This window comes from Pseudomonas sp. BCRC 81390, from assembly GCF_030341915.1.
Taxonomy (GTDB): domain Bacteria; phylum Pseudomonadota; class Gammaproteobacteria; order Pseudomonadales; family Pseudomonadaceae; genus Aquipseudomonas.
Genome location: NZ_JATAAG010000025.1, coordinates 170,689 through 196,284 on the forward strand (window position 1 = coordinate 170,689; position 25,596 = coordinate 196,284).

At 63.1% G+C, this 25,596-nt stretch carries 21 protein-coding genes and 2 pseudogenes; 14 read left to right on the forward strand and 9 right to left on the reverse strand.

Annotation, left to right across the window (positions count from 1 at the left end):
- Window positions 1–480: 480 nt before the first annotated feature.
- Window positions 481–1,773 carry a glycine betaine monooxygenase oxygenase subunit gene (gene gbca, locus QSV36_RS11610; protein ID WP_170027871.1) on the reverse strand — a complete coding sequence of 431 codons (1,293 nt, stop codon included), beginning with the start codon at window positions 1,771–1,773 and terminating at the stop codon, window positions 481–483.
- Window positions 1,774–2,066: 293 nt separating this feature from the next.
- On the opposite strand from gbca, the gene gbcB reads away from it, so the two are divergent.
- The gene (gene gbcB, locus QSV36_RS11615; RefSeq protein WP_289131701.1) at window positions 2,067–3,167 is read left to right on the forward strand and encodes a glycine betaine monooxygenase reductase subunit; all 1,101 of its coding nucleotides are present in this window, start codon (window positions 2,067–2,069) and stop codon (window positions 3,165–3,167) included.
- A gap of 102 nt (window positions 3,168–3,269) precedes the next feature.
- Here the strand turns inward: gbcB and QSV36_RS11620 are convergent, their stop codons facing one another.
- From QSV36_RS11620 to QSV36_RS26060, 3 genes and pseudogenes are all read right to left on the reverse strand, one after another.
- Complete coding sequence (locus QSV36_RS11620; RefSeq protein WP_289131702.1) at window positions 3,270–3,725, reverse strand: REP-associated tyrosine transposase; 456 nt, start codon at window positions 3,723–3,725, stop codon at window positions 3,270–3,272.
- 245 nt (window positions 3,726–3,970) lie between these two features.
- Complete coding sequence (locus tag QSV36_RS26055) at window positions 3,971–4,843, reverse strand: methyl-accepting chemotaxis protein (RefSeq protein WP_406822187.1); 873 nt, start codon at window positions 4,841–4,843, stop codon at window positions 3,971–3,973.
- Window positions 4,826–5,596, reverse strand: a pseudogene (locus QSV36_RS26060) (MCP four helix bundle domain-containing protein); the annotation flags it as partial. The pseudogene QSV36_RS26060 and the gene QSV36_RS26055, both read right to left, overlap by 18 nt.
- Before the next feature lie 273 nt (window positions 5,597–5,869).
- Between QSV36_RS26060 and QSV36_RS11630 the strand changes: the two are divergent.
- The 4 genes and pseudogenes from QSV36_RS11630 (at window position 5,870) to QSV36_RS26070 (ending at window position 8,453) form a co-directional block, all read left to right on the forward strand.
- Entirely contained in the window at window positions 5,870–6,100 is a 231-nt protein-coding gene (locus tag QSV36_RS11630; RefSeq protein ID WP_289131704.1) for a hypothetical protein, read from the forward strand.
- The gene (locus QSV36_RS11635; protein WP_170027875.1) at window positions 6,097–6,399 is read left to right on the forward strand and encodes a cell division protein ZapA; all 303 of its coding nucleotides are present in this window, start codon (window positions 6,097–6,099) and stop codon (window positions 6,397–6,399) included. The genes QSV36_RS11630 and QSV36_RS11635 overlap by 4 nt, the downstream gene beginning before the upstream one ends.
- A gap of 161 nt (window positions 6,400–6,560) precedes the next feature.
- Window positions 6,561–7,589 (forward strand): annotated as a pseudogene (locus QSV36_RS26065) (HAMP domain-containing protein); the annotation flags it as partial.
- Between the two features lie 159 nt (window positions 7,590–7,748).
- Window positions 7,749–8,453: a methyl-accepting chemotaxis protein gene (locus QSV36_RS26070; protein ID WP_502945669.1), complete on the forward strand. Its 705-nt coding sequence runs from the start codon at window positions 7,749–7,751 to the stop codon at window positions 8,451–8,453.
- Window positions 8,454–8,543: 90 nt separating this feature from the next.
- Here the strand turns inward: QSV36_RS26070 and QSV36_RS11645 are convergent, their stop codons facing one another.
- A complete protein-coding gene (locus QSV36_RS11645) occupies window positions 8,544–9,584 on the reverse strand; it encodes a threonine aldolase family protein (RefSeq protein WP_289131706.1) in 1,041 nt (346 codons plus the stop codon).
- Between the two features lie 247 nt (window positions 9,585–9,831).
- Between QSV36_RS11645 and QSV36_RS11650 the strand changes: the two genes are divergently transcribed.
- The 8 genes from QSV36_RS11650 to QSV36_RS11685 all read left to right on the forward strand — a co-directional run bounded on the left by QSV36_RS11650 (window position 9,832) and on the right by QSV36_RS11685 (window position 19,573).
- The gene (locus tag QSV36_RS11650) at window positions 9,832–11,085 is read left to right on the forward strand and encodes a serine hydroxymethyltransferase (protein WP_289131707.1); all 1,254 of its coding nucleotides are present in this window, start codon (window positions 9,832–9,834) and stop codon (window positions 11,083–11,085) included.
- Window positions 11,086–11,100: 15 nt separating this feature from the next.
- Window positions 11,101–12,351: a sarcosine oxidase subunit beta family protein gene (locus QSV36_RS11655; RefSeq protein WP_289131708.1), complete on the forward strand. Its 1,251-nt coding sequence runs from the start codon at window positions 11,101–11,103 to the stop codon at window positions 12,349–12,351.
- A gap of 14 nt (window positions 12,352–12,365) precedes the next feature.
- Window positions 12,366–12,701 (forward strand): sarcosine oxidase subunit delta, encoded by a 336-nt coding sequence (locus tag QSV36_RS11660; protein ID WP_289131709.1) that lies wholly within the window; start codon window positions 12,366–12,368, stop codon window positions 12,699–12,701.
- On the forward strand, window positions 12,698–15,715 hold the full coding sequence (locus tag QSV36_RS11665; protein ID WP_170027882.1) for a sarcosine oxidase subunit alpha: 3,018 nt from the start codon (window positions 12,698–12,700) through the stop codon (window positions 15,713–15,715). The genes QSV36_RS11660 and QSV36_RS11665 overlap by 4 nt, the downstream gene beginning before the upstream one ends.
- A gap of 170 nt (window positions 15,716–15,885) precedes the next feature.
- A complete protein-coding gene (locus tag QSV36_RS11670; protein WP_013970521.1) occupies window positions 15,886–16,518 on the forward strand; it encodes a sarcosine oxidase subunit gamma in 633 nt (210 codons plus the stop codon).
- 11 nt (window positions 16,519–16,529) lie between these two features.
- A complete protein-coding gene (gene purU, locus QSV36_RS11675; RefSeq protein ID WP_198757337.1) occupies window positions 16,530–17,387 on the forward strand; it encodes a formyltetrahydrofolate deformylase in 858 nt (285 codons plus the stop codon).
- Window positions 17,388–17,656: 269 nt separating this feature from the next.
- A complete protein-coding gene (fdhA, locus tag QSV36_RS11680; RefSeq protein ID WP_051095434.1) occupies window positions 17,657–18,856 on the forward strand; it encodes a formaldehyde dehydrogenase, glutathione-independent in 1,200 nt (399 codons plus the stop codon).
- Window positions 18,857–18,997: 141 nt separating this feature from the next.
- Window positions 18,998–19,573 (forward strand): DUF2780 domain-containing protein, encoded by a 576-nt coding sequence (locus QSV36_RS11685; RefSeq protein ID WP_289131710.1) that lies wholly within the window; start codon window positions 18,998–19,000, stop codon window positions 19,571–19,573.
- Between the two features lie 115 nt (window positions 19,574–19,688).
- Here the strand turns inward: QSV36_RS11685 and yihG are convergent, their stop codons facing one another.
- Window positions 19,689–20,576 (reverse strand): 1-acylglycerol-3-phosphate O-acyltransferase, YihG family, encoded by an 888-nt coding sequence (gene yihG / locus QSV36_RS11690; protein WP_289131711.1) that lies wholly within the window; start codon window positions 20,574–20,576, stop codon window positions 19,689–19,691.
- Window positions 20,577–20,758: 182 nt separating this feature from the next.
- On the opposite strand from yihG, the gene rloA2 reads away from it, so the two are divergent.
- The gene (gene rloA2, locus QSV36_RS11695) at window positions 20,759–21,259 is read left to right on the forward strand and encodes a retropepsin-like aspartic peptidase RloA2 (RefSeq protein ID WP_289131712.1); all 501 of its coding nucleotides are present in this window, start codon (window positions 20,759–20,761) and stop codon (window positions 21,257–21,259) included.
- Window positions 21,260–21,336: 77 nt separating this feature from the next.
- Here the strand turns inward: rloA2 and QSV36_RS11700 are convergent, their stop codons facing one another.
- The 3 genes from QSV36_RS11700 to QSV36_RS11710 all read right to left on the reverse strand — a co-directional run bounded on the left by QSV36_RS11700 (window position 21,337) and on the right by QSV36_RS11710 (window position 25,484).
- Window positions 21,337–21,960 carry a glutathione S-transferase gene (locus QSV36_RS11700; RefSeq protein ID WP_289131713.1) on the reverse strand — a complete coding sequence of 208 codons (624 nt, stop codon included), beginning with the start codon at window positions 21,958–21,960 and terminating at the stop codon, window positions 21,337–21,339.
- A gap of 2 nt (window positions 21,961–21,962) precedes the next feature.
- On the reverse strand, window positions 21,963–22,628 hold the full coding sequence (gene msrA / locus QSV36_RS11705; RefSeq protein ID WP_289131714.1) for a peptide-methionine (S)-S-oxide reductase MsrA: 666 nt from the start codon (window positions 22,626–22,628) through the stop codon (window positions 21,963–21,965).
- 165 nt (window positions 22,629–22,793) lie between these two features.
- A complete protein-coding gene (locus QSV36_RS11710; RefSeq protein ID WP_289131715.1) occupies window positions 22,794–25,484 on the reverse strand; it encodes a putative bifunctional diguanylate cyclase/phosphodiesterase in 2,691 nt (896 codons plus the stop codon).
- Window positions 25,485–25,596 lie beyond the last annotated feature (112 nt).

The window sequence follows — 25,596 nt, forward strand, 5'->3', positions numbered from 1 at the left end:
CGGCCTCCATAGGTTTGATCAAAAAACAGTCAGCCTCTGTCAGGGCGCTTGCTTGCCTGGCACATCAGCATCTACCTGTTTTTGCCCACAATCGCTGTGAGCCCCTCTGTGGATAATATGTTCGGTATCGGCTGCGAGCCGCGTATTCAGGGGCGTTGACAGATTTGTTCAAAAAATGATCAAACCTCACTTTCCATCCTTCCGGACTTGATAATCAGGGCCTTGCAGCGCTTATCCACAGTTCCGTTGCGAATGCCGTGCGTGGTTGCCCACAAACTCTGTTGGTGGCTCTGTGGATAAGGTGTACGAACACCGCTGCATCCGAATGTGCATGCGGGGTTGAGCGAGTTGGTCAAATACTGATCAGCCATTCGCTGTGGCGGGTGCTACGAGGGAGGGGGGTGAAACGCGTTTTCAGGTGCGGGAGGGGAGGTGGGAACAACCCCGCCACCAAACTTCGTTCAGTGGCGGGGGGTGGGCTTACTGTGCCTGCACTTCCTTCAGGTAAGGTGCCGGCTCAGCCCCCAGGTTGTTGAGCAGGCGCTGGCTGTACCAGTCGATGAAGTTGACCACGCCAAACTCGTAGGTCTTCGAGTAAGGGCCTGGCTGGTATGCGGTGGAGTTGATCCCGCGCTGGTTCTCTTCGGCCAGGCGGCGGTCCTGGTCGTTGGTGGCGTCCCACACCTTGCGCATGCGCTCCGGGTCGTAATCGACACCCTCCACGGCATCCTTGTGCACCAGCCACTTGGTGGTGACCATGGTTTCCTGGGCGCTGATCGGCCACACGGTGAACACGATCATGTGGTCGCCCATGCAGTGGTTCCACGAGTGTGGCAGGTGCAGGATGCGCATCGAGCCCAGGTCCGGGTTCTTGATGCGGCCCATCAGTTTCTGGCAGGCCTGCTTGCCGTCCATGGTCATCGACACGGTGCCCTTGAGCAGCGGCATGCGCACGATGCGGTTACGCAGGCCGTGGCTCTTGTGCAGGTACGGGATCTTCTCGGCTTCCCAGGCGGCGGCCGAGGCGGCCACGTGGTCCTTGAATTCCTGGCTGGCGCGCGGGTCGTTGGTGTCGTCCCATTCCAGCAGGGTTTGCAGCAGCTCCGGGTGCGAACCGTTGCAGTGGTAGCACTCGCGGTTGTTTTCCAGCACCAGCTTCCAGTTGGCCTTTTCCATCAAGGTGGTTTGCACCGCCACCTTGGTGTTTTCCATGTCGTACGGTTCCATGTAGTGGTCCAGGGTGGCCAGGAACTCGTCGATGGCAGGCGGGTTTTCCGCCAGGCTGATAAAGATGTAGCCGCCGGCGACTTTCACATTCACCGGCTTCAGGCCGTACTGGTTCATGTCGAAGTCGGCGCCCATTTCGGTACCGGCGAACAGCAGGCGGCCGTCCAGCTCGTAGGTCCACTGGTGGTACGGGCAGACCAGCTTGGCCACCTTGCCCTTGTCGCTGACGCACAGGCGCGAGCCGCGGTGACGGCAGACGTTGTGGAAGGCATGCACCTTGCCTTCGGCACCACGCACCACGATGATCGGGTTCTTGCCGATCTGCAGGGTGATGTAGTTGCCCTTGGCCGGGATCTCGCAGGTCATGCCGGCGATCAGCCACTCCTTGTGGAAGATCTCCTGCATGTCGATCTGGAACAGACGCTCGTCGTTGTAGAACGGCTGCGGCAGCGAGAAGGTGCGCTCGCGGGTCTGCAGCATTTCGGCGGTTGCCTTGCGTGCAGGTTCCAGTGGATCGCCCAGGCTCAGGGTTGCGGTGACGTCCATCGTGTATTCCTCGGGGCCGTGTGCGGCCGGCAAAAGGTGGCTAATCGTTGTTGTGGTGCCGCAAGGCTGCTTATCAAGAAACAGCGGTTGTTTTGCCGTGGAGTGTGCGTCCGAAGACGTCGTGAACCGTATCCATGGGCGACATGGCCGAATTGAATTACGACTCCGCAGCCCTTGTGGTGCGGGGCTGGTCGCGATAAGCACGCCGATGTCGCTGGCAGGAATGTACGTCGTGTTCAGCTTGCGCATTATCCAAGCCATAAAAAGCCAATAGTCGGCTGCTGGAGATGAACATGTCCGATACCTTCCTCAATCCGGTCACCACCCAGACCTGGGCCAACGGCCGCCACATCGTGCGCTGCGTCAAGGTCATCCAGGAGACCTGGGACGTGCGCACCTTCTGCTTCATGGCCGACCAGCCGATCATGTTCTTCTTCAAGCCCGGGCAGTTCGTCACCCTGGAGCTGGAGATCGAAGGCAAGCCGGTGATGCGCTCCTACACCATCTCCAGCTCGCCTTCGGTGCCCTACAGCTTCTCGATCACGGTCAAGCGCGTACCGGGCGGCCTGGTGTCCAACTTCCTTCACGACACCATGCACGAAGGCGCCGAACTGCCCGTGCATGGCCCGGTGGGCCTGTTCAACGCCATCGATTTCCCGGCGCCGAAGGTGCTGTACCTTTCGGGCGGTGTCGGTATCACGCCGGTGATGTCGATGGCCCGCTGGTTCTACGACACCAACGGCAATGTCGACATGGTGTTCGTGCACAGTGCCCGTTCGCCGAAGGACATCATCTACCATCGCGAGCTGGAGCAGATGGCCTCGCGCATCCCCAACTTCAGCCTGCACATCATTTGCGAAAAGCATGGCCTGGGTGAGCCGTGGGCGGGTTACCGCGGCTACCTGAACCAGCGCCTGATGGAGCTGATTGCGCCGGACTACATGGAGCGCGTGGTGTTCTGCTGCGGCCCGACACCGTACATGAGCGCGGTCAAGCGCATGCTCGAAGCGGTGGGCTTCGACATGAAGAACTACCACGAGGAGTCGTTCGGTGCCACGCCGCCGGAAGCCAAGGCGGACGCGGTGGAGCATGCCGAACAGGCTGCCGATGCGCCGGAACTGGATGCCGCCGACCTCAACCTGGTGGAGTTCATTGGCAGCGACAAGAGTATCCGCATCGCCCCGGGCGAGACCGTGCACGCAGCGGCAGCCAAAGTTGGCCTGATGATCCCGAAAGCCTGCGGCATGGGCATCTGCGGCACCTGCAAGGTGCTCAAGCTGGGTGGTGAAGTCGAGATGGAGCACAACGGCGGCATTACCGAAGAGGACGAAGCCGAGGGCTACATCCTGTCGTGCTGCAGTGTGCCGAAAGGGGATGTACGGATCGATTACTGATCTTAGGGCCTCTTCGCGGGGCAAGCCCGCTCCCACAGGTTCTGTGCTACTTCAGGCCAGCGGTGAAACCTGTAGGAGCGGGCTTGCCCCGCGAAAAGGCCATCAAATCCACACAGCATCCCAATGCGGATAATCGCCAACACGGCGAACCAACCCCGCTCTCATGGGGTTGGCAACGATATACCTGGCCACCTGCACAACACTCTCCTCACGGCGCAAGGCATGGTCGTGGAAGCCTGGCTGCCATAGCCGCCTGCGCGGCATGCCGACTTTATAAAGCGCATGAGTGCTGCGCGACTTGAACCTGCGCATCAAGCAGCACAACGTGCCACTTCGTAACTCGATCAACCAATGGACATGGTCTGGCATGACTACCCAGGCCAGGGAGCGGCAGAGTCCATCGAGCTCGGTTTGCCTCAGTTGGTGGATCACACTGCGAGCGAGCTGGAAGTCGGTGAAGATCCGTTTGCGTTCGTAAGTGACGGTGGTCAGCAGGTAGAGCCCGCCTGGCTGTGAGAAACGGCCACGGCGCAGCAGGTGGGAATGGGCACGGTCCATGTGTTGCTCCCTTTGAAGATTCAGGGAACACACTAGGTCAGCTGGGCTCAGTGCGGGGTGGGGAATGGTTGCGGGATGTTGGGTGGCAGTGCCGGCCTCTTCGCGGGGCAAGCCCGCTCCCACAAGTTGAACTGGCAACACTATTCAATTTGAACTGCCAGCCCTATTCAAGTTGAACTGCCAACACTATCCACTGTAGGAGCGGGCTTGCCCCGCGAATGGGCCGCAAAGCGGCCCCAGCAATCTCAAGTCCGGAAACGAGCCACCAGCCCATTCAAGTCCACAGCCAGTCGCGACAATTCAGCACTCGCCGCACTGGTCTGATTCGCGCCCGTAGCGCTCTGCACCGACAGGTCGTTGATATTCACCAGGTTGCGGTCCACTTCCCGCGCCACCTGCGCCTGCTCTTCCGCAGCGCTGGCAATCACCAGGTTACGCTCGTTGATCTGCGCCACCGCCCCGGCAATGGTATCCAGCGCCAAGCCTGCGCCACGGGCGATATTCAGGGTCGATTCGGCACGCTCGGTGCTGGTGCGCATCGAATTCACGGCCTCCTCGGTACCGCCCTGAATGCTGCCGATCATCCGCTCGATCTCGCTGGTCGACTGCTGGGTACGGTGGGCCAGCGCCCGTACTTCATCGGCGACCACGGCAAAACCACGGCCTGCCTCGCCGGCACGGGCCGCCTCGATCGCCGCGTTGAGCGCCAGCAGGTTGGTCTGGTCTGCCAGGCCGCGGATCACATCCAGCACCTTGCCGATATCACGCGACTGTTCGGCCAGGTGGGTGACCAGCTTGGCGGTGGCTTGCACGTCACCGCTCATGCGCTCGATGGCACCCACGGTTTCCATGACCAGGTCGCGGCCATCGCCCGCCGAACGGCTGGCTTCGCTGGAGGCTTCCGAGGTGCTGACTGCATTGCGCGCCACCTCTTCGACGGCACTGGTCATCTCGGTCACCGCCGTGGCGGCCTGTTCAATTTCGTTGTTCTGCTGCTGCAGGCCGCGGGCGCTTTCGTCGGTGACGGCGTTCAGCTCCTCGGCAGCCGAGGCCAGTTGAGTCGCCGAGCCGGCAATCAGCTGCAAGGTATCGCGCAGCTTGTCCTGCATGCGGGCCATGGCGCGCAGCAGGCGGGCAGCTTCATCGGTACCCTCGGCATGGATGACGTGGGTCAGGTCGCCGTCGGCGATCTGTTCGGCGCATCTGAGCGCCTCGTCGATCGGCTTGGTGATGCTGCGGGTCAGCAGCATGGCGCAGGCAAACGTCAGCACGGTGGCGGCGACCAGCAGGCCGATCACCAGCGAGAAAGCCGCGTCGTACTGGCTGGCGGCTTTCGCGTTGGTGTCACGGGTCTGCTCGGTATTGATGCGCACCAGGGTCTCCATGATCTTGTTGATCTGTTCGGAGGTGGCGATCACGTCACGGTTGAGAACCTCCCTCAGTTCATCGAGGCGGCCGGCCTGGCTCAGGCTACGCATGCGTGCCTCCAGCTGGCGGTACTGGTTGAGCAACTGCACGTACTGATCGTATGCGGCCTGCTCGTCGGCGGCCGTGATCAGCGGCAGGTACGTCTGGCGCGCGCGGTCGATCTCCTGGTTGCGCTGGTCCATCAGCTTGAGGATGTCCTGTTGGCCTTGCGGTTCGCGGTTCACCAGCAGGCGGTAGGCGAGGCTGCGCATCCGCAGGTTCAGGGCGTTGAGCTCATCCAGGGTCTTGATGGCGGGTACGCTGACCTGTTCGATGGCCAGGCCGGCCTGGCGGATGTTGCCCATCTGCATCAGGGAGAAAATACCGAGGCCGAGCATCAGCAGGCCGATAAGCGCAAAGCCCAGCAGTGCGCGTGGGGCAATATTGATGTTGCGTAATGACATGGAGGGCAGATCCAGGGAAGTGAAGGAGAGGCACCCAGTGCGACAGAATGTGTCTCTTTGAGTATCGGTCGTGACCGGTCAGTCTTGAGTGCGCCCCGGCAAAATTCCGAGCTGGCCCGGACGTTCCTGACCGGCGGTTGACCCAGGTCGGAACAAGGGGCTGGTTACCCTGTCAATCTGCGGGTTCGACACGTTGTGAATCCGATATTTAATGGCGACGGGCGGCACTTTTCTTTATCGTGTGCGCCCCCCGCAACAACCTGAGATAGACCCATGCTGGAAGCTTCCCTGAATCAAATCGAGCAACTGGTCAACGACCTGCTGCAGAAGAACGCCCAACTCACCGAGCAGAACAGCGCCCTCAACCAGGAACTGGCCCAGGCCAAGGAAGAAAACGAGACCTTGCAGCTGTCGCTGATGGAACAGGAAGAGAAGCACGGCAGCACCGCCGCGCGCCTGCAAGCGCTGGTCGAGCGCGCCAATGCTGGCGTTGTCGGCGCATGACACTACGGGCTCAGCCAATCAATGTCGTGTCGATCCTCGGCAACGATTATTCGATCAAGGCGCCTGAAGGCCAGGAAGCAACCCTGGCCCAGGCCGTGCAAATGCTCAACACCGCCCTGGCCCAGACCAAGCGTCAGTACCCGACCCTGATCGGTGACAAATTGCTGGTGCTGGCCGCGTTGAACCTGTGTTCGCGACAGATCGAACTGCAGGACGAGCACCGCAAGACGCTGGAGCGTACCCAGGCGCAGATAGACGCCACCGTGGACACCATCGTCCGGACTATTGCCGAGCAATGACGGGCTGATGCCGAAATCCCTGTGGGAGCTGTGCCGTTGTTCTAGATTACTGGATTAACTGAATACGCAAGTGTATACACTTTCCGCAAAACAATAATTATGCGGGGAGCAGGGGCATGCGTATCTGGCGTAAAAGCATCCAGTGGCAATTGATCACCAGCATGGGCGCTGCCCTGCTGGTGAGTATTCTGGTCGTTGTCATCATTTTCAGCGTGGCGCTCAATCGCCTTACTGAACGCTACCTGGTGGGCAGTGCCCTGCCGGCCAGCATCGAAGCCATCCGCAACGACATCGAGCGCATGCTCGGCCAGCCGCTGGTAGCGGCGGCAGACATCGCCGGCAACACGCTGCTACGCGACTGGCTTGCCGCCGGCGAAAACCCCGCGCAGGCTCCGCAATTCGTCGAATACCTCACCGCCGCCAAACAGCGCAACCAGGCGTTCACGGCTTTGTTCGTCTCCACCGAGACCGGCCATTACTACAACGAGAATGGCCTGGACCGCACGCTCAGCCGCAGCAACCCGAAGGACAAGTGGTTCTATGGCTACATCGACAGTGGTGCCGAGCGGTTCATCAATATCGACATCGATGGAGCAACGGGCGAGCTGGCCCTGTTCATCGACTACCGTGTGGAAAAGCATGGCCAGCTGGTTGGCGTGGCCGGCATGGGCCTACGCATGACCGAACTGTCGAAGTTGATCCACGACTTCAGCTTTGGCGAACACGGCAAGGTGTTTCTGGTGCGTAACGATGGCTTGATCCAGGTGCACCCGGACAACGCCTTCAGCGGCAAGCGCCAGCTGGCCGAGCAGCTAGGCGCGGACGCTGCCAAGGCGGTGATGAATGGGCCGCAGGCGCTGCGCAGCAGCCGCTTCAGCCGTGACGGCGAAAGCTACCTGGCGCTCGGCCTGCCCTTGCGCGACCTGAACTGGACCTTGGTAGCCGAAGTGCCAGAGCAGCAGATCTACGCGCAAATGCACCAGGCGGTGTGGCTGACCAGCCTGATCGGTGGCGCCGTGGCGCTGGCCTCGCTGCTGCTGGTGGTGCTGTTGGCCCGCGGCTTGGTGCGGCCGATCCGCCGCGTCACGGCTGCGCTGGTGCAGATCGGCAGTGGCGCGGGTGATCTCAGCCACCGCCTGGACGATTCACGCCTGGACGAACTGGGTGATCTGGCCCGCGGTTTCAACCGCTTCCTCGACAGCCAGCGGCGGCTGATCGGTGAAGTGCTGCAGACCTCCGAGCGTTTGCATCGGGCGGTGGAACAGGTGACCCTGGTAGTGGACAACACCGCCGAACGTTCCGGGCGCCAGCAGGAAATGACCGAAATGGTCGCTACCGCCGTACACGAGATGGGCCTGACCGTGCAGGACATCGCCCGTAATGCTGGCGATGCGGCCCAGGCCTCGCAGGCGGCGCGTGACGAAGCGGTGCAGGCGCGCGAAGTGGTACGGCGCTCGGTCCAGGGCATCGAGGGCATGTCGGGCGATATCGGCAAGGCGGCCGAGGCTGTGGGCCAGTTGGCCGGTGAAGTCGCCTCGATCGATGAGGTTTTGGCGGTAATCCGCAGCATTTCCGAGCAGACCAACCTGCTGGCGCTGAATGCTGCCATCGAGGCCGCACGGGCAGGGGAGATGGGGCGCGGGTTTGCCGTGGTGGCCGATGAAGTGCGCACCTTGGCGCGGCGTACGCAGCTGTCTACCGATGAAGTGCAGCAGATGATTCAGCGCCTGAAGCAGGGTGCGGGCGTGGCGGTGAGTTCGATGCAGGCGGGGCAGCAGGCCACCGGTAGCGGAGTCGAGTCGAGCCAGCGCACAGGCGCATCGCTGGGCGCCATTACCGACCGGGTCGAGCACATCAGCGACATGAACCATCAGGTCGCGACGGCGACCGAAGAGCAGTCGGCGGTGACCGAGGAAATCAACCGCACGGTGCAGGGGATTTCCGACCTGGCGCGGGAGACGGCGGCAGAGGTGCAGGGCTGTCGCGAGGAGTGCCGGGCATTGCGTGGGCTGGCCGATGACCTGGCGCGGCAGATGGGCGGGTTCAGGCTCTAGATCGGCGTTTGCTTCTTCACGGGCTTGCCCGCTCCCACAGGTTCGTCAGGCGCTCCCTGTGGGAGCGGGCGTGCCCGCGAATACGGCCTGTCAGGCGGTGATGATGCTACGGATATCCGCAGCCAACTCGCGCACCCGCTCTTCCTCGGTATCCCACGAGCACATGAAGCGCGCCCCACCACTGCCAATGAAGGTGTAGAACCGCCAGCCTCTGCTACGCAGCGCTTCGATCGCATGCTCCGGCATCTGCAGGAACACCCCGTTGGCCTCCACCGGGAACATCAGCTCCACCCCAGGCAGGTCGCTGACCAGCGAGGCCAGCAGCTGCGCGCAGCGGTTGGCATGTGCGCCGTGACGCAACCAGGCGCCGTCTTCCAGCAGGCCCACCCATGGCGCCGACAGGAAGCGCATCTTCGACGCCAGCTGGCCGGCCTGCTTGCAGCGGTAATCGAAGTCCTCGGCCAGCTGGCGGTTGAAGAACAGGATCGCTTCACCCACCGCCATGCCGTTCTTGGTGCCGCCAAAGCACAGCACATCGACGCCGGCCTTCCAGGTCAGCTCGGCCGGGCTGCAGCCCAGGAACGAGCAGGCGTTGGAAAAGCGCGCGCCGTCCATGTGCAGGTTCAGGCCCAGCTCCTTGCAGGTGGCACTGATCGCCCGCAGCTCGTCGGGGCGGTACACCGTGCCTACCTCGGTGGCCTGGGTAATGGTCACCACGCGTGGCTTGGGGTAGTGGATGTCCTGCCGCTTCAATGCCACGTCACGGATCGATTGCGGGGTCAGCTTGCCGTGGACGCTGGCTGCGGTCAGCAGCTTGGAGCCGTTGGAGAAGAATTCCGGGGCACCGCATTCGTCGGTCTCGACGTGGGCGGTCTCGGAGCAGATGACGCTGTGGTAGCTCTGGCACAGCGAGGCCAGGGCCAGGGAGTTGGCGGCCGTGCCGTTGAAGGCGAAGAACACTTCGCAGTCGGTTTCGAACAGGTTGCGGAAGTATTCGGCGGCGCGCTCGGTCCACTGATCGTCGCCGTAGGCGCGGTCGTGACCGTGGTTGGCCTTTTCCATCGCCGCCCAGGCTTCGGGGCAGATACCGGAATAGTTGTCGCTGGCGAATTGTTGGCTCTTATCTGTCATGACACTGTCCTGTGAACGACGCAGAACAGCACTCTAAACCATCGATTCGGCGGTTGCCTATACAAGCTGTGCATGGGCTGATGGCTGTATTGTCCGTGCCCGCGAACAAGCCAGCACCGCAACGAATGTCGTAAACGCGCCATTGCAAGGCGTGCGCAGGCATCTGAGCCGCCCCGGCCAGTCATAACATCGCCACAAAGGGCCACAGTGCCCCACGACAAAAATGATCGCCGCCGGGAGATACACGATGTTCAGCAAGCAAGACCAGATCCAGGGTTACGATGATGCACTTCTGGCGGCGATGAATGCCGAAGAACAGCGCCAGGAAGACCACATCGAGCTGATCGCCTCGGAGAACTACACCTCCAAGCGCGTGATGCAGGCCCAAGGCAGCGGCCTGACCAACAAGTACGCCGAAGGCTACCCGGGCAAGCGCTACTACGGTGGCTGCGAGCACGTGGACAAGGTCGAGGCCCTGGCCATCGAGCGCGCCAAGCAGCTGTTCGGCGCCGATTACGCCAACGTGCAGCCGCACTCCGGCTCGTCGGCCAACAGCGCGGTCTACCTGGCCCTGCTGCAGCCTGGTGACACCATTCTCGGCATGAGCCTGGCCCACGGCGGCCACCTGACCCACGGCGCCAAGGTGTCGTCCTCGGGCAAACTGTACAACGCCGTGCAGTATGGTATCGACACCAACACCGGCCTGATCGACTACGACGAAGTCGAGCGCCTGGCGGTCGAGCACAAGCCGAAAATGATCGTTGCCGGCTTCTCGGCCTACTCCAAGACCCTCGATTTCCCACGCTTCCGCGCCATCGCCGACAAGGTCGGGGCGCTGCTGTTCGTCGACATGGCCCACGTTGCCGGCCTGGTCGCTGCTGGCCTGTACCCGAACCCGATCCCGTTCGCCGATGTGGTCACTACCACCACCCACAAGACCCTGCGCGGCCCGCGTGGCGGCCTGATCCTGGCCAAGTCGAACGAAGAGATCGAGAAAAAGCTCAACGCCGCAGTATTCCCGGGCGCCCAGGGCGGCCCGCTGATGCACGTGATCGCCGCCAAGGCCGTGTGCTTCAAGGAAGCGCTGGAGGCAGAATTCAAGGCCTACCAGAAACAAGTGATCGAAAACGCCCAGGCCATGGCCCAGGTGTTCATCGACCGTGGCTATGACGTGGTCTCCGGTGGTACCGACAACCACCTGTTCCTGGTCAGCCTGATTCGCCAGGGCCTCACCGGCAAAGACGCCGACGCCGCCCTGGGCCGTGCGCACATCACCGTCAACAAGAACGCCGTGCCGAACGACCCGCAGTCGCCGTTCGTCACTTCGGGCCTGCGTATCGGCACCCCGGCCGTCACCACCCGCGGCTTCAAGGTCGCCCAGTGCGTGGCCCTGGCCGGCTGGATCTGCGACATCCTCGACAACCTCGGTGACGCTGACGTCGAAGCCGATGTGGCGAAGAACGTCGCGGCGCTGTGCGCAGATTTCCCTGTTTACCGCTGAGTGGAGCCACACACCATGCAACGTTACTCGGGCTTCGGCCTTTTCAAGCACTCCCTCAGCCACCACGAGAACTGGCAGCGCATGTGGCGCACGCCAACCCCTAAAAAGGTCTACGACGTGGTTATCGTCGGCGGTGGCGGGCATGGCCTGGCCACGGCCTACTACCTGGCCAAAGAGCACGGCATCACCAACGTTGCCGTGATCGAGAAGGGTTACCTGGGCGGCGGCAACACCGCCCGTAACACCACCATCGTGCGTTCCAACTACCTGTGGGACGAGTCGGCGCACCTGTACGAGCACGCCATGAAGCTGTGGGAGGGTCTGTCCCAGGACCTCAACTACAACGTGATGTTCTCCCAGCGTGGCGTCTACAACCTGTGCCACACCCTGCAGGACATGCGTGACTCCGAGCGCCGCGTTTCCGCCAACCGCCTGAATGGCGTGGATGGCGAGCTGCTGAACACTGCCCAGGTCGCGGCCGAGATCCCGTACCTGGACTGCTCGAAGAACACCCGTTACCCGATCCTTGGCGCCACCGTACAGCGCCGTGGCGGCGTGGCCCGTCACGACGCCGTGGCCTGGGGCTTCGCCCGTGCTGCCGACGCCTTGGGCGTGGACCTGATCCAGCAGACCGAAGTGACCGGTTTCCGCAAGGAAAACGGCGCGGTCATCGGTGTGGAAACCAACAAAGGCTTCATCGGCGCCAAGCGCGTGGGCGTGGTCACCGCCGGTAACTCCGGGCACATGGCCAAGCTCGCCGGCTTCCGCCTGCCGCTGGAATCGCACCCGCTGCAGGCGCTGGTATCCGAGCCAATCAAGCCGATCATCGACAGCGTGATCATGTCCAACGCCGTACACGGCTACATCAGCCAGTCGGACAAGGGCGACCTGGTGATCGGTGCCGGCATCGACGGCTGGGTCGGCTACGGCCAGCGCGGTTCGTACCCGGTGATCGAGCACACCCTGCAGGCCATCGTCGAAATGTTCCCCAACCTCTCGCGCGTTCGCATGAACCGCCAGTGGGGCGGCATCGTCGATACCTCGCCGGACGCCTGCCCGATCATCACCAAGACCCCGGTCAAGAACCTGTTCTTCAACTGCGGTTGGGGTACCGGCGGCTTCAAGGCGACCCCGGGTTCGGGCAACGTCTTCGCCGCGAGCCTGGCCAAGGGCGAAATGCACCCACTGGCCGCGCCGTTCTCCATGGACCGTTTCTACAGCGGCGCACTGATCGACGAACACGGCGCTGCCGCCGTCGCCCACTAACCGGAGACACCGTCATGTTGCATATTTTCTGTCCCCACTGCGGCGAGCTGCGCTCCGAAGAAGAGTTCCACGCCTCTGGCCAGGCGCACATCGCCCGCCCGCTGGACCCCAACGCCTGCTCCGACGAGGAGTGGGGTACCTACATGTTCTACCGTGACAACCCGCGCGGTATTCACCATGAACTGTGGGACCACGTTGCCGGCTGCCGCCAGTACTTCAACGTCACCCGCGACACCGTGACCTACGAAATTCTGGAAACCTACAAGATTGGCGAGAAGCCGCAAGTGACCGCCAGCGGCAAGCCAAGCAGCGCCGCGTCGACCGTCAAAGGCCAAGGGGAAAAAGTATGAGCCAGACCTATCGCCTCGCCAGCGGCGGCCGTATCGACCGCAGCAAGGTCCTTAACTTCAGCTTCAACGGCAAGACCTACCAGGGTTATGCCGGCGACACCCTTGCCGCCGCATTGTTGGCCAACGGCGTCGACATCGTTGGCCGCAGCTTCAAGTATTCGCGCCCACGCGGCATCATCGCCGCCGGTACCGAAGAGCCGAATGCCATCCTGCAGATCGGCTCCAGCGAAGCCACCCAGATCCCTAACGTGCGTGCCACCCAACAGGCACTGTACGCAGGCCTGGTCGCCACCAGCACCAACGGCTGGCCGAACGTCAACAACGACGTCATGGGCATCCTCGGCAAGGTCGGTGGCAGCATGATGCCGCCGGGCTTCTACTACAAAACCTTCATGTACCCGAAATCGTTCTGGATGACTTACGAGAAGTACATCCGCAAAGCCGCCGGCCTTGGCCGCGCGCCGCTGCAGAACGACCCGGACAGCTACGATTATATGAACCAGCACTGCGACGTGCTGATCGTCGGTGCCGGCCCTGCTGGCCTGGCTGCGGCCCTGGCTGCGGCGCGCAGCGGTGCGCGGGTGATCCTGGCTGACGAGCAGGAAGAGTTCGGCGGCAGCCTGCTCGACACCCGCGAAACCCTCGACGGCAAGCCTGCCACCGACTGGGTCAACGCCGTGGTCAAAGAGCTGGAAAGCCTGCCGGAAGTGACCCTGCTGCCACGTGCCACGGTCAATGGCTACCACGACCATAACTTCCTGACCATCCACGAGCGCCTCACCGACCACCTCGGCGACCGTGCCCCGATCGGCCAGGTGCGCCACCGCGTGCACCGCGTCCGCGCCAAGCGCGTGGTGCTGGCCACCGGCGCCCACGAGCGCCCGCTGGTGTACGGCAACAACGACGTGCCGGGCAACATGCTGGCCGGTGCCGTATCCACCTACGTGCGCCGTTACGGCGTGGCCCCGGGCCGCAAGCTGGTGCTGTCGACCAACAACGACCACGCCTACCGCGCCGCGCTGGACTGGCACGACGCCGGCCTGCAAGTGGTCGCCATCGCCGACGCCCGCCACAACCCGCGTGGTTCGCTGGTTGAAGAAGCACGTGCCAAGGGCATCCGCATTCTCACCTCCAGCGCCGTGATCGAGGCCAAGGGCAGCAAGCATGTCACCGGCGCTCGCGTGGCCGCCATCGACGTACAGGCGCACAAGGTCACCAGCCCTGGCGAAACCCTGGACTGCGACCTGATCGCCACCTCCGGCGGCTACAGCCCGGTCGTGCACCTGGCTTCGCACCTGGGCGGTCGTCCGATCTGGCGCGAAGACATCCTCGGCTTCGTACCGGGTGATGCGCCGCAGAAGCGTGAATGTGTCGGCGGTATCAACGGTGTGTACCCCCTGGGTGACGCAATTGCCGATGGTTTCGAAGGCGGCGTGCGCGCAGCCACCGAAGCCGGCTTCAAGGCCACTGTCGGCAGCCTGCCGAAAACCGTGGCGCGCAAGGAAGAGGCCACTGTGGCGCTGTTCCAGGTGCCGCACGACAAGGGCACTGCCCGTGCGCCGAAGCAGTTCGTCGACCAGCAGAACGACGTAACCGCAGCCGCCATCGAACTGGCCACCCGCGAAGGCTTCGAGTCGGTCGAGCACGTCAAACGCTACACCGCGCTGGGCTTCGGTACCGACCAGGGCAAGCTGGGCAACATCAACGGCCTGGCCATCGCCGCCCGTTCGATGGGCATCACCATCCCGGAAATGGGCACCACCATGTTCCGCCCCAACTACACGCCGGTAACCTTCGGCGCGGTAGCGGGCCGGCACTGTGGCCACCTGTTCGAGCCCGTGCGCTTCACCGCCCTGCATGCCTGGCACGTGAAGAACGGCGCCGAGTTCGAAGATGTCGGCCAGTGGAAACGCCCTTGGTACTTCCCCAAGGCCGGTGAGGACATCCATGCCGCGGTTGCCCGTGAATGCAAGGCCGTGCGCGACAGCGTGGGCCTGCTGGACGCCTCGACCCTGGGCAAGATCGACATCCAGGGCCCGGATGCGCGTGAGTTCCTCAACCGCATCTACACCAACGCCTGGACCAAGCTCGACGTGGGCAAGGCCCGCTACGGCCTGATGTGCAAGGAAGATGGCATGGTCTTCGACGACGGCGTCACCGCCTGCGTCGGCGACAACCACTTCATCATGACCACCACCACTGGCGGCGCTGCGCGCGTGCTGCAGTGGATGGAGCTGTACCACCAGACCGAATGGCCGGAGCTGAAGGTGTACTTCACCTCGGTCACCGACCACTGGGCCACCATGACCCTGTCCGGCCCCAACAGCCGCAAGCTGCTGAGCGAGCTGACCGACATCGACATGGACAAGGAAGCCTTCCCGTTCATGACCTGGAAGGAAGGCAACGTCGGCGGCGTGCCAGCCCGGGTGTTCCGTATCTCGTTCACCGGTGAGCTGTCGTACGAAGTCAACGTGCAGGCCAACTATGCCATGGGCGTGCTGGAGCAGATCATCGAGGCGGGCAAGAAGTACAACCTGACCCCGTACGGCACCGAGACCATGCACGTGCTGCGTGCCGAGAAGGGCTTCATCATCGTTGGCCAGGACACTGACGGCTCGATGACCCCGGACGACCTGAACATGAGCTGGTGCGTGGGCCGCAACAAGCCGTACTCGTGGATCGGCCTGCGTGGCATGAACCGCGAAGACTGCGTGCGCGAAAACCGCAAGCAGCTGGTAGGCCTGAAGCCGGTCGACCCGACCAAGTGGCTGCCGGAAGGTGCCCAGCTGGTCTTCGATCCAAAGCAGCCGATCCCGATGGACATGGTCGGCCACGTCACTTCCAGCTACGCAGCCAACTCCCTGGGCTATTCGTTCGCCATGGGCGTGGTCAAGGGCGGCCTCAAGCGCATGGGCGAGCGCGTGTACTCGCCACAGGCGGATGGCAGCGTGATCGAGGCAGAGATCGTGTCTTCGGTGTTCTTCGATCCGAAGGGTGAGCGGCAGAACGTCTAAGGCCCCGGTACCAGCTGGTGCCCAGTTTGGAATGAGGTCTCTGTGGGAGCGGGCGTGCCCGCGAAGAGGGCGGTGAATCCACCATCGCATTCGCGGGCATGCCCGCTCCCACAGGGTAACCGTCTCCCGCAGGCATCGTGGTCGAATCCAGAATTCAAGGCAGGTAAGAAATGAGCGCTATCAACGTCTTCCAGCAAAACCCCGGCGCCGAGGCCAAGGCCCAGTCGCCACTGCACCACGCCGACCTGGCCAGCCTGGTTGGCAAAGGCCGCAAGAACGCAGGCGTGACCCTGCGTGAACGCAAGTTCCTCGGCCACCTGACCATCCGTGGCGATGGCCACGACCCGGAGTTCGCTGCCGGCGTGCACAAGGCCCTGGGCCTGGAGCTGCCAGTCGCCCTGACCGTGGTCGCCAACAACGAAATGTCGCTGCAATGGATGGGCCCTGACGAGTGGTTGCTGATCGTCCCGGGCGGCCAGGAATTTGCCGTCGAGCAAAAGCTGCGCGCAGCCCTCGAAGGCCAGCACATCCAGGTGGTCAACGTCAGCGGCGGGCAGAGCCTGCTGGAACTGCGCGGCCCGAACGTGCGCGAAGTGCTGATGAAATCCACCAGCTATGATGTTCACCCGAACAACTTCCCGGTGGGCAAGGCGGTCGGCACCGTGTTCGCCAAGTCGCAACTGGTGATCCGCCGCACCGCCGAAGACACCTGGGAACTGGTGATTCGCCGCAGCTTCGCCGACTACTGGTGGCTGTGGCTGCAGGACGCTTCGGCCGAGTACGGCCTGAGCATCGAAGCTTAAGGAGAGCGAACATGAGTCGGGCACCGGATACCTGGATTCTCACCGCCGACTGCCCGAGCATGCTCGGTACCGTCGACGTGGTGACGCGTTACCTCTTCGAGCAGCGCTGCTACGTGACGGAGCACCACTCCTTCGATGACCGGCTGTCGGGGCGTTTCTTCATCCGCGTGGAGTTTCGCCAGCCGGACGATTTCGACGAGGCAGGCTTCCGTGCCGGCCTCGCCGAGCGCAGTGATGCCTTCGGCATGGCCTTCGAGCTGACCGCACCCAACCACCGCCCCAAGGTGGTGATCATGGTGTCGAAGGCTGACCACTGCCTCAATGACCTGCTGTATCGCCAGCGCATCGGCCAGCTGGCCATGGATGTGGTCGCGGTGGTGTCCAACCATCCTGACCTCGAACCGTTGGCGCACTGGCACAAGATCCCTTACTACCACTTCGCCCTGGACCCCAAGGACAAGCCGGCGCAAGAGCGCAAGGTGATCCAGGTGATCGAGGAAACTGGCGCCGAGCTGGTGGTGCTTGCCCGCTACATGCAGGTGCTGTCGCCGGAGCTGTGCCGGCGCCTGGACGGCTGGGCAATCAACATCCACCACTCGCTGTTGCCCGGCTTCAAGGGCGCCAAGCCCTATCACCAGGCATACAACAAGGGTGTGAAAATGGTCGGCGCCACGGCGCACTACATCAACAACGACCTGGACGAAGGGCCGATCATCGCCCAGGGCGTGGAGGTGGTGGACCACAGCCATTACCCGGAAGACCTGATTGCCAAGGGGCGCGACATCGAGTGCCTGACCCTGGCGCGGGCGGTGGGCTATCACATCGAGCGGCGAGTATTCCTCAACGCCAACCGGACGGTCGTTCTCTAACAACCTGCAGCGGCCATTCGCGGGCAAGCCCGCTCCCACAGGTTATATGCGGCCTTCACAGCTGGCATTCTTCCTGTGGGAGCGGGCTTGCCCGCGAATGGACCAACACAATTTCCCCTGCCGTTAAATGGCATCTCCCTGTCGCTTCCAGTCAGTGCAAGTCGCCCTATCAGGCCCACAATTCCCTGCATTCCAGAAACACATGCCGCCCACGGATGGCGGCGCGTTCAACCACCGCTGCATAAATACAAATCAAGCGAGGTAAGAGCATGTCTGGCAATCGTGGAGTGGTATATCTCGGCGCCGGCAAGGTCGAGGTGCAGAAGATCGACTACCCGAAAATGCAGGACCCACGCGGCAACAAGATCGAGCACGGCGTGATCCTGAAGGTGGTCTCCACCAACATCTGCGGCTCCGACCAGCACATGGTCCGCGGTCGCACCACTGCCCAGGTCGGCCTGGTCCTGGGCCATGAAATCACCGGTGAAATCGTCGAGATGGGGCGTGATGTCGAACGCCTGAAAATCGGTGACCTGGTGTCGGTACCGTTCAACGTTGCCTGCGGCCGCTGCCGCTCCTGCAAGGAAATGCACACCGGTGTCTGCCTCACCGTCAACCCGGCCCGCGCCGGTGGTGCCTACGGCTACGTCGACATGGGCGACTGGACCGGTGGCCAGGCCGAATACGTGCTGGTGCCGTATGCCGATTTCAACCTGCTGAAACTGCCGGATCGCGACAAGGCCATGGAGAAGATCCGTGACCTGACCTGCCTGTCCGACATCCTGCCAACCGGCTACCACGGTGCGGTAACTGCTGGCGTTGGCCCAGGTAGCACTGTCTACGTGGCTGGTGCTGGCCCGGTTGGCCTGGCAGCTGCTGCTTCCGCTCGCCTGCTTGGCGCGGCCTGTGTCATCGTTGGCGACCTCAACCCGGCCCGCCTGGCCCACGCCAAGTCGCAGGGCTTCGAAGTGGTCGACTTGTCCAAGGACACCCCACTGCACGAACAGATCGTCGACATTCTCGGCGAGCCGGAAGTGGACTGCGCCGTTGACGCCGTTGGCTTCGAGGCCCGTGGCCACGGCCACGAAGGGGCCAAGCATGAAGCGCCGGCCACCGTGCTGAACTCGCTGATGCAGGTAACCCGTGTTGCCGGCAACATCGGTATCCCGGGCCTGTACGTGACCGAAGACCCGGGTGCGGTGGATGCCGCTGCCAAGATCGGCGCGCTGAGCATTCGCTTCGGCCTGGGCTGGGCGAAATCGCACAGCTTCCACACCGGCCAGACCCCGACCATGAAGTACAACCGCCAGCTGATGCAGGCGATCATGTGGGACCGTATCAACATTGCCGAAGTGGTGGGCGTGCAGGTCATCAACCTCGACCAGGCGCCAGAAGGCTATGGCGAGTTCGATGCCGGCGTGCCGAAGAAATTCGTGATCGACCCGCACAAGATGTGGGGCGCAGCTTAACCTGCTGGAGCAACGCCCCCGCCCGGGGGCGTTGTGCTTCGAGTCAGCCCAAGCGGGCCGATCACCGGCCTGGAACAAACTTGTCTGGCTTCAGTCCAATGCCTCGTTTCCAGGCCATCCCGGCCGCCGAGGTCCCTCCCGATGAAAGCATTCACGCTGGCTACCCTGATGACCCTGGCTGCAAGCCCGGTGTTCGCCTACAACCTCAGCGATGCGGCCAATGCCGTGGCCGCCATGCAGCAACAGGGCCAGCAAGGCCAGGTGCAGGCACCGGCGGCGCAGGCCAACCTGCTCAACATCCTGGGCAGCCAGCTGAACATCACCCCGGAACAGGCGGTGGGTGGCGCAGGGGCCATGCTGGGGCTGGCGCGCAACAACCTCAGCAGCGACGAATACGGCCAACTGACCAAGGCCGTGCCTGGCCTCGACCTGCTGTCGGGCGCCAATCTGCTGGGTGGGCTGAGTGGGTTGGGGCAGTTGCTGGGCAATGACAAGGATAGCCAGTCTGCCTTGGACAAGGCGCTGGGCAACGATGTGCAGAACCGCACCGACCTGGACGCTGCGTTCAAGGCGTTGGGCATGGATACCGGCATGATCGGCCAGTTCGCCCCGCTGCTCCTCCAGTACCTTGGGCAACAGGGTATTGCCGGGTCGTTGCTGCAGAATCTGGGCAGCTTGTGGACCAGCCCGGCGCCATTGGCCCGACCTTCGGTCTGATGATCCTGTCGCACCCGTGCTGGTGCTAAGGCCGGCTCCCACAGGGTTTATCACGGCATTCGAGCCTGACGCTGTACTGTGAGAGCTGGCTTGCCGACGCTGCGGCCAGTGCAGGTCAGGCCATTTCGGCCCGAAGTTGCTCGATCCGCTGGTCCTTCTCTACCCACAATCGGTTCACCCAGCCCTGCACGGTCTGGCGGAATTCAGCATCGTTCTCGTAGTCGCCTGCCCACAGCGCCGGGTCCAGTTCGCGCACGCGAATGTCGATGATCACCCGGCTGATGCTGCCATTGAGCAATGCCCAGAACCCTGGTGCCTGGTTGCCGGGGTAGACGATGGTCACGTCCAGCAACGCATCCAGCTGCTCGCCCAAGGCCGCCAACACGAAGGCCACGCCGCCGGCCTTGGGCTTGAGCAGGTGGCGATACGGCGATTGCTGCTCCACGCGCTTGGCCTCGCTGAAGCGGGTGCCTTCGAGGTAGTTGACCACGGTCACCGGCTGGCGCTTGAACAGTTCGCAGGCCGCCTTGGTGATTTCCAGGTCCTTGCCCTTGAGTTCCGGGTGCTTTTCCAGAAACGCCTTGCTGTAGCGCTTCATGAACGGGTAATCCAGGCCCCACCAGGCCAGGCCCAGCAGCGGCACCCAGATCAGCTCCTTTTTCAGGAAGAACTTGAAGAACGGTGTGCGGCGGTTGAGGCTTTCGATGAGCGCCGGGATGTCGACCCAGGTCTGATGGTTGCTGACGGCCAGGTAGGACGTGTCCCTGCGCAGGTTCTCGACGCCACGTATGTCCCATTGTGTAGGGATGCACAAGGCGAAGATGGCCTTGTCGACCTCAGACCAGGTTTCGGCTACCCACATTACCGCCCACGAAGCGTAGTCACGCCCCCGGCCCGGCAGTACCAGTTTGAGCAGGGCGAAGACCAGCAGCGGGCCGATCAGCACCAGGGTGTTGAGCAGCAGCAAGGTAGTGGTGAGGATGCCGGTCAGCAGGCGACGCATAAGGAGACTCTTGTTGTGGGATGAAAACGGTTGGCAATGATAAGCAGGGCGGTGGCCTACGCCAAATTTCCAGTGCCCGACGGCTGAGACAAATGTTTCACATTATGTTGGTTAGGCTTGTGACAGCGAACCTATCCTGCCAGTGCAGTCTAAGCACTGACACTTCTCAAGGAAGCCTGCCCGTGAAATATCTGTTTGCCATGTTGTCGCTGTTGGCCCTGCCGGTGATGGCCGCCGAGCCTACCGTCTATGGCCGTTACGAGAATATTGCCCTGCCCGAGCTGGGCGAAACCCTGAAAGCCAAGATGGACACCGGTGCCTTCACCGCGTCGCTGTCGGCCAAGGACATCGAACTGTTCACCCGCGATGGCGACGAGTGGGTGCGTTTCCGCCTGGCGACCAAGGACTCGGACGGCAAGGTGTACGAGCACAAGGTTTCGCGCATCAGCAAGATCAAGGGGCGTGCTGACGAGGAAGAGGAAGGCGACGGGCCGGAAATCTCCAAGCGCCCGGTGGTGGACCTGGAGCTGTGCCTGGGTGACGTGAAGCGTACCGTGGAAGTGAACCTGGTGGACCGCAGCAGCTTCAACTACCCGCTGCTGGTGGGTTCCAAGGCACTGCGCGAGTTCAAGGCGGCGGTCAACCCGGCGAAGAAATTCACCGCCGGCAAGCCTGATTGCTGAGGCCGGTGCTGGCCTCATCGCGAGTGAATCCGCTCCTGGCAATGCGTGCAGGAGCGGATTTATCCGCGATTGGCCCGTCAGGCTGTCGGGGCTGTAGCAACCATCGACGGCCGCTTCGCCACCTCGGCATACCATGCCGCCAGGCCAGGTTGGCGCTCACGCCAACCGAACTCCGGCTGACGCAGGTCCAGATAGCCTAGCGCACAGGCCACGCCAATCGCCGCCAGATCGAAGCCGCTGGCCAACTCGGCCAGGTGCTCCTGCTCCAGGTTGGCCAGGCTGCGACGAATCTTCTCGCCTTGTGCTTCCAGCCAGCCATCCCAGCGTTTGTCCTCTGGCCGCAGGAAGCTCTCGTAGCGGCTCGAAACCGCCGCATCCATGATCGCATCCGCCTGGGAGGCCAGCGTCATGCGCCGCCAGCGTGCCGAGCCCTCGCGCGGCAGCAGCGGCAGGCCGACATGCTGCAGGTCGAGGTACTCACAGATCACCCGGCTGTCGTGCAGCACGGTGCAGTCTTCCAGGCGCAAGGCCGGGATCTTGCCAATCGGGTTGTCCTGGTTCAGCTGGGGGTCGCCACTTACCGGGCTGATGTTCACCGGCTGCAACTTGACCCGCTGCAGCTGGCCAGTTTCGTGCAACACCACCATGACCTTGCGCACGAACGGCGACAGCGGTGCGTGGAACAGCGTCATCGTGCTCACGCTCAGTTACCCTGCAGGCTGGGTGGCAGGCAGACGCCGGTACCGCCGATACCGCAGTAGCCGTCCGGGTTCTTGGCCAGGTACTGCTGGTGGTAGGCCTCGGCGAAGTAGACGGTCGGCGCCTGGGCGATCTCGGTGGTGATTTCGCCAAAACCGGCTTTGCTCAGCTCGGCCTGGTAGGCGTCGCGGCTGGCCTGGGCCTGTTCCAGCTGTTCCGGGCTGGTGCAGTAGATGGCCGAGCGGTACTGGGTGCCGATGTCGTTGCCCTGGCGCATGCCCTGGGTCGGGTTGTGCAGCTCCCAGAACATCGCCAGCAGTTCGCGGTAGCTGACCTTGTCCTTGTCGAACACCACCAGCACCACTTCGGTGTGGCCGGTCAGGCCCGAGCAGACTTCTTCGTAGGTGGGGTTCGGGGTGAAGCCGCCGGCGTAGCCGACCACGGTGCTGACCACACCTTCACGCTGCCAGAAGCGGCGTTCGGCGCCCCAGAAGCAGCCCAGGCCGAAGATGGCGAAGTCGACGTTCTGGAAGAACGGGCCGAGCAGCGGCGTGTCTTTGAACACGTAGTGGAACTCGGGCAGGCTCATTGGCGTTTCGCGGCCAGGCAGGGCCTGCTCCGCAGTGGGCATGACGTTTTTGTTCACCAGGATTTCCGAACGCAGGACCATGGCCGTTCCTCTGTATGTCTGTTGAATAGGTGTTGGGGCCTTCGCGGGCATGCCCGCTCCCACAGGATCACCACAGGGCCTGAATGTTGTGGGGTACCTGTGGGAGCGGGCGTGCCCGCGAAAGGGCCCGAATGGTTTCTATAGTGCCCGAGGTTTACGCCGCTGTCAGGCCAGCGGACCACGCGGATAACGCTTCAGCCGTTCGGCCAGCTCGCGCCCCGGGATCGGCCGGTCGAACAGGTAGCCCTGGCCGACGTCGCAGCGGTGGCGGCGCAGGAACGCCAGTTGCTCTGGTGTCTCGATGCCCTCGGCCACCACCTTCAGCTTGAGGTTGTGCGCCATGGCCACCACCGCCGAGGTAATCTCCATGTCGTCCTGGTTGTCCGGTATCTCATTGATGAAGCTGCGGTCGATCTTGAGGATGTCAATCGGAAACTTCTTCAGGTAGCTCAGCGACGAATAACCAGTACCGAAATCGTCCATGGCCAGGGTCAGGCCCAGGGCCTTCAGCTCGTCCAGCTGACGGTGGGTGTTTTCGCTGGCCTCCAGCAGTAGGCCTTCGGTCAGCTCCAGCTCCAACAGGTGCGGGGGTAGGGCTTCTTCCTTGAGGATGCTACTGATCGACGCCACCAGGTCGGGGTCGGAGAACTGCTTGGGCGACAGGTTGATGGCCACATGCAGGTTGCCCATGCCGGCTTCGCGCAGCTGCTGGCTCATGCGGCACGACTGGCGCACCACCCATTTGCCGATGGGAATGATCAAGCCGGTCTCTTCCGCCACGCTGATGAACTGGTCCGGGCGGATCATGCCGCGTTCGGGGTGGTTCCAGCGCAGCAGCGCTTCCAGCCCCAGCAGGCGACCACTGCGCAGGCACAGCTTGGGCTGGTAGAACACCTCCAGCTCGTTCTGGGTCAGGGCGCGGCGCAGGTTGTTCTCGACGAACAGCTTGTAGCTGGCTTCGGCATTCAGTACCTCGGTAAACACCTGCACCTGGTGCTTGCCGTTGGCCTTGGCCTTGTGCAGGGCCAGGCCGGCGTTCTTCATCAGGCTGGCAGGGTCGGTACCGTGCAGTGGCGCGTAGGCCAGGCCCACCGATGCGGTGACGTTGATCAGCTGGTTGTCGACGAACATCGGTTTGTCGAGGGTCCGCAGCAATTGCATGGCAACGCCCTGGCCTTCTTCGAGACGGGTGTCGTCGAGCAGCACGGCGAACTCGTTACTGGCAAAGCGCGCCAGGATGCCGCCGGTGTGCAGGCTGTTGCGCAGGCGCCGGGCGAGGCTGATCAACAGCTTGTCGCCGGTCTGGTGGCCCAGGCTGTCGTTGATGCGCTTGAAGTTGTCGATGTCCACCAGCAGCAGGCACATGGCGTTCTCGCCGTCACGGGCGAAGCACTCGTCCAGGCTGCGGATGAACGCCGGGCGGTTGCCGAGGTTGGTCAGGTTGTCGGTGTAGGCCAGGCGCTCGATGCGTTGCTGGGCCAGCTTGGTCTGGGTGACGTCTTCGTAGATGCCGATGTAGTGGGTCAGCTCACGGTTGTCGCCATACACCTTGGAGATCGACAATTGGCCCCAGTAGGGCTCCAGGTTCTTGCGCCGGCTTTTGAACTCGCCTTGCCAGCTGTTGCCCATGGCCAGGCTCGAGGGTGAGTCGAACAGCAATTCGCTCAAATTTTCCAAGGCCGGCAGCTCACCCAGGTGGCGGCCCTGGACTTCCTCGGTGCTGTACTGGGTGATGGCGGTGAAACTTGGGTTGACGTACTCCACCACGCCGTCGCGGTTGACCAGCAGGAAGGCGCTGGCGCTTTGCTCCACGGCGCGCTGGAACAGGTGCAGGGCGCTGGCCGCGGTGCGCCGGTTGTGGTTGGTGATGACCTGGGCGAACTGGTCGGCCAGCTCGCCGGCAAAGGCAATTTCGTCCGACTGCCAGGCCCGCGTCTGGCCGGTCTGCTCCAGGCACAGCACGCCTACTACCTGGCCATCGACGCGGATACTGGCATCGAGCATGGCCTTGTTCGCGGTGAACAGGCTTTGCGCCAGCGCGCGGGTGCGCGGGTCGTGGCCGGCATTGTGAGCATCGATGGCGCGGCTGGCATGCAGCGCGTCAAGGTAGTCGGGGAAGCGGCTGGCATCGATGGCTTCGGGCTGGCGATGCGCTTGCACATCGCGGTACCAGGCAGTGATAGGCTCCAGTTGCTGGCCGTCCAGGTGCCAGATACTGGCGCAGTCGACCTTGTAGATTTCACAGGCGCTGCGGGTGATCAGCTGGGCAGCCTCCAGCAGTGAATTTCCGCCGCTGTAGCGCTGGCGGGCCAGGCGCAGGATCAGGTCCTGCTGGCCGCGTACCCGCTCCAGGTGCTCGAGTTGTTCCTGTTGTGCGCGCTGGTTCAGTTGCAGGGCCAGCTGCAGGCGATTGTTGCGCGATTCCAGGTCACTGGCCCCGGCCTCGCCGGTCTCTTCGGCGTGGTCATCGAGCACGCTGAGGTAGCCACGCACCAGCTGACGGTTGTGCTGCTTGTAGGTTTCCCCCACCTCGAGCAGGCGTAGCGATGCTGTCGGCGTGTGCAAGGTGTAGCGCACACGGTAGTAGCCACGCTGGGCCAGTTGCAGCTGGATCTCGTCGTGCAGCCGGTAGCGGGCTTCCGGCTCCATCAGGCTGGCGTAGGGAGCATCGACCAGGGCGCACAGGTCGCTGGCGTGCAAGCCGAACTGGCGTTCGCAGGCCGGGTCCAGGTAGAGCATGGCCCAGGTGGCTTCGTTGAGCCTTTCGAAACGCAGCATGCCGAGCCGCGAGGGCACGGGTAACTGCGTGACGACCTCGGCCGCCACACGGCTGGCGGCATCGGGTTGGCTTTTCATCGAAGACTCGCTTGAAGAGGGGACGCGGCCTATGGGCAGCGGCAGATCTGGCAAGGTTGCATCATGTCCAGGGGGCTGGCAAGCCGCCATATGTGATGCTGTGTACGGGTTA